Below are 2,944 nucleotides of genomic sequence, written 5' to 3' on the forward strand. Positions count from 1 at the left end.
CTGCGTTTCGCGCCCGCGCGCATCGTGCGCGCCGGGCTGGCGGCGACGGCGCTGCTCACGCTCGTCATGGGCCTCACGCACGCGTTCTGGATCTGGGCGATCGTGCGCTTCCTGGGCGGCGCGGTGAGTGCGGCGACTTTCGTGTTCGCGTCGCAATGGGGACTGCGCCGGCTCGCGCAACTGGGCGCGCACGAGTGGGGCGGCGTGATCTTCACGGGACCGGGCGTCGGCATCGCGCTGACGGGGCTTGCCGTGAGCGCGGCGGGCGCGCTCGGCGGCATCGATGCGCGCGTCGGCTGGCTCGGGTTCGGGCTGGTGTGCGTGCTGATCGCGATCTGCGTATGGCCTGTTTTCGGCGATGAAACGCGTGAGGCGGCGACGTCAGCGTCAACGTCAGCGTCTGCGTCTGCATCGACTGCATCCGCCGCTTCGGCGCACGCCGCAACGCCGACCGGCAGCGGCAACACGGCGAACCGCGCCGACGCCGTCTGGCTCGTTCTGCTCTACGGCGTGCCGGGCTTCGGCTACATCATCACGGCGACGTTCTTGCCCGTGATCGCGCGCCACGCGCTGCCGGGCTCCATGTGGCCCGACCTGTTCTGGCCGATGTTCGGCGTCGCGCTGATCGTGGGCGCGCTCTCGGCGGCGCGTCTGCCGCTGCACTGGGACAACCGCCTGATGCTGGCCGTGTCGTACGTGTTGCAGGCGCTCGGGATTGCGCTCGGCATCGTCTGGCCGAACGCCGCGGGCTTCGCTTTCGGCAGCGTGCTGATCGGCTTGCCGTTCACGGCGATCACGCTGTTCGCGATGCGCGAAGCGCGTCTGCTGCGCGGCGAGCACGCGGCCGCGCTGATGGGCTACGCGACGGGCGCCTACGGCATCGGCCAGATCGCCGGACCGCTGGTGGCCGCGCCGCTGGCGGCGTCGAGCGGCTCGTTCACGAGTTCGCTCGCGCTCGCCGCCGCCGCGCTCGTACTCGGCGCGCTGGGGCTCGTTTGGCGCGCGCTGCGCTCGCGCGCCTGAAACGGGTCGAGCGGCACCGTCGGTTTCATCGGGATCGCCACGCACTTTCCCGCATCTCCCGCCATTTCGTGGACGCCGTTTAGTGGAATTCAGCGCCCGTGCACGCCGCCGCTGCGCGCCGTCACGTCCACGCCCGCCGAAGCCTACTCGCACGCCAACGCCGATAGCGCACTAAAATGGCTGCTTCGCGCCGCCTGCGCGCGCCCACCGGGCCGCTCCCGGCGGCGCGGTTGTGTCCCGCGCCTGCTTCCTGCGTCTGTGCCCTGCGAATCCATCGAGCCATGAGCGAATACCAGTTTTGCCCGCGCTGCGCCTCGCGTCTCATCGAGCGCGCCGACGCGGCGCACGAGGGCGGCCGCGTGCGCCGCGCCTGTCCGGACCCCGTCTGCGGCTACACGCATTGGGACAATCCGCTGCCCGTCGTGGCGGCCATCGTCGAATATGAAGGGCGCATTCTGCTGGCGCGCAACGCGGCCTGGCAGGAGGGCATGTTCGCGTTGATCACCGGTTTTCTCGAAAACGGCGAGACGCCCGAAGAGGGCATCGCGCGCGAAGTGCTCGAAGAAACCTCGCTGCACGCCCAGAGCGTCGAGCTGATCGGCGTCTACGAATTCATCCGCAAGAACGAGCTGATCATCGCGTATCACGTGAAGGCGACGGGTACGATCGCGCTGTCGCCGGAACTGCTCGAATACCGTCTGGTCGAGCCCGCGAAGCTGCGGCCCTGGCGCGCGGGCACCGGTCAGGCCCTCGGCGAATGGATGCGCCGTCGCGGCCTGCCGTTCGAATTCGTCGAGCGGCCAGGCCAGTGAGTCCGGCGCGCCGTCATGCCGCCTGTGCCTGTGCAGGCTTTCTCAACATCATGCTCCCGATCCGATGAACCGACCGCTCGCCCGTGACCGTTCCGGCTATCGCCACTTCCTCACCATCACCACGCGCTGGATGGACAACGACGTCTACGGACACGTCAACAACGTCGTCTACTACAGCTATTTCGATACCGTGGTGAACGAGTATCTGATCCGCGCGCAGGCGCTCGACATCGAGCACGGCGAGACGATCGGCCTCGTGGTCGAGACGCAGTGCAATTACTTCGCGCCGCTCGTCTTTCCCGATCGCGTGGAGGCGGGGCTGCGCGTGGCGCGGCTCGGTTCGTCGAGCGTGCGTTACGAGGTCGGCCTGTTTCGCGAGGGCGACGCCACGCCCGCCGCGCAGGGTCATTTCGTGCATGTCTATGTCGATCGCGAGACGCGCCGTCCCGTGAAAGCGCTGCCCGACGCGTTGCGCGCGGCGCTCGCGCCGCTCGTCGTCGAGGATGACGCCGACGCCGGTGCACGAAGCTAGACGCCGCGCACATCGACACGCTGTCGTGCAGGCCTTTCTCATCGATACGCTCAACGGCGCGAGCTACGGCCTGTTGCTGTTCCTGCTCTCCGCCGGACTGACGCTGATCTTCAGCATGCTCGGCGTGCTGAACTTCGCGCACGCGAGCTTCTACATGCTCGGCGCGTATCTGGGCGTGACGCTCGCGGGCTGGTTCGGCTTCGGCTGGGCGCTCGTGCTCGCGCCGCTCGCGGCCGGACTCGCGGGCGCGCTGTTCGAAGTCGCGCTGCTGCGCCGCGCGCGGCCCGGCGGTCCGCTGAATGCGCTGCTGCTGACGTTCGGCGCGGCCTGGGCGATCGGCGAAATCGTCAAGCTCGTCTGGGGTTTGCAACCGCTGGCGGCAACGGTGCCCGCGTGGCTCGACGGTCCGCTGTTCACTTTCGGCGGCGCGGCGTTCTCGCGCTATCGCGGGTTCGCGATGCTGATGTCGGTGGCCATGCTGCTGCTGATTTTCGTCGCGCTGCGCGTGTCGCAGACGGGCCTCGTCGTGCGCGCCGCGCTCACGCACGCGGCCGCCGTCGAAGCGCTCGGCCACGAC

Annotated in this window: 3 protein-coding genes and 1 pseudogene; all 4 read left to right on the plus strand. The window is 69.2% G+C overall.

The features are described 5' to 3' along the window. A partial coding sequence (locus G3N97_RS37795) for a YbfB/YjiJ family MFS transporter (RefSeq protein ID WP_205997852.1) occupies positions 1-1,023 on the plus strand: 1,023 nt, incomplete at its 5' end. 281 nt (positions 1,024-1,304) lie between these two features. Continuing rightward, positions 1,305-1,835: an NUDIX domain-containing protein gene (locus G3N97_RS37800; RefSeq protein ID WP_205997853.1), complete on the plus strand. Its 531-nt coding sequence runs from the start codon at positions 1,305-1,307 to the stop codon at positions 1,833-1,835. A 64-nt stretch (positions 1,836-1,899) separates the two neighbouring features. After that, the gene (locus G3N97_RS37805) at positions 1,900-2,367 is read left to right on the plus strand and encodes a thioesterase family protein (protein WP_124262261.1); all 468 of its coding nucleotides are present in this window, start codon (positions 1,900-1,902) and stop codon (positions 2,365-2,367) included. A 25-nt stretch (positions 2,368-2,392) separates the two neighbouring features. Continuing rightward, positions 2,393-2,944: pseudogene (locus tag G3N97_RS37810) on the plus strand (branched-chain amino acid ABC transporter permease); the annotation flags it as partial.

The organism is Paraburkholderia sp. Ac-20347, assembly GCF_017104805.1.
Lineage (GTDB): Bacteria > Pseudomonadota > Gammaproteobacteria > Burkholderiales > Burkholderiaceae > Paraburkholderia > Paraburkholderia tropica.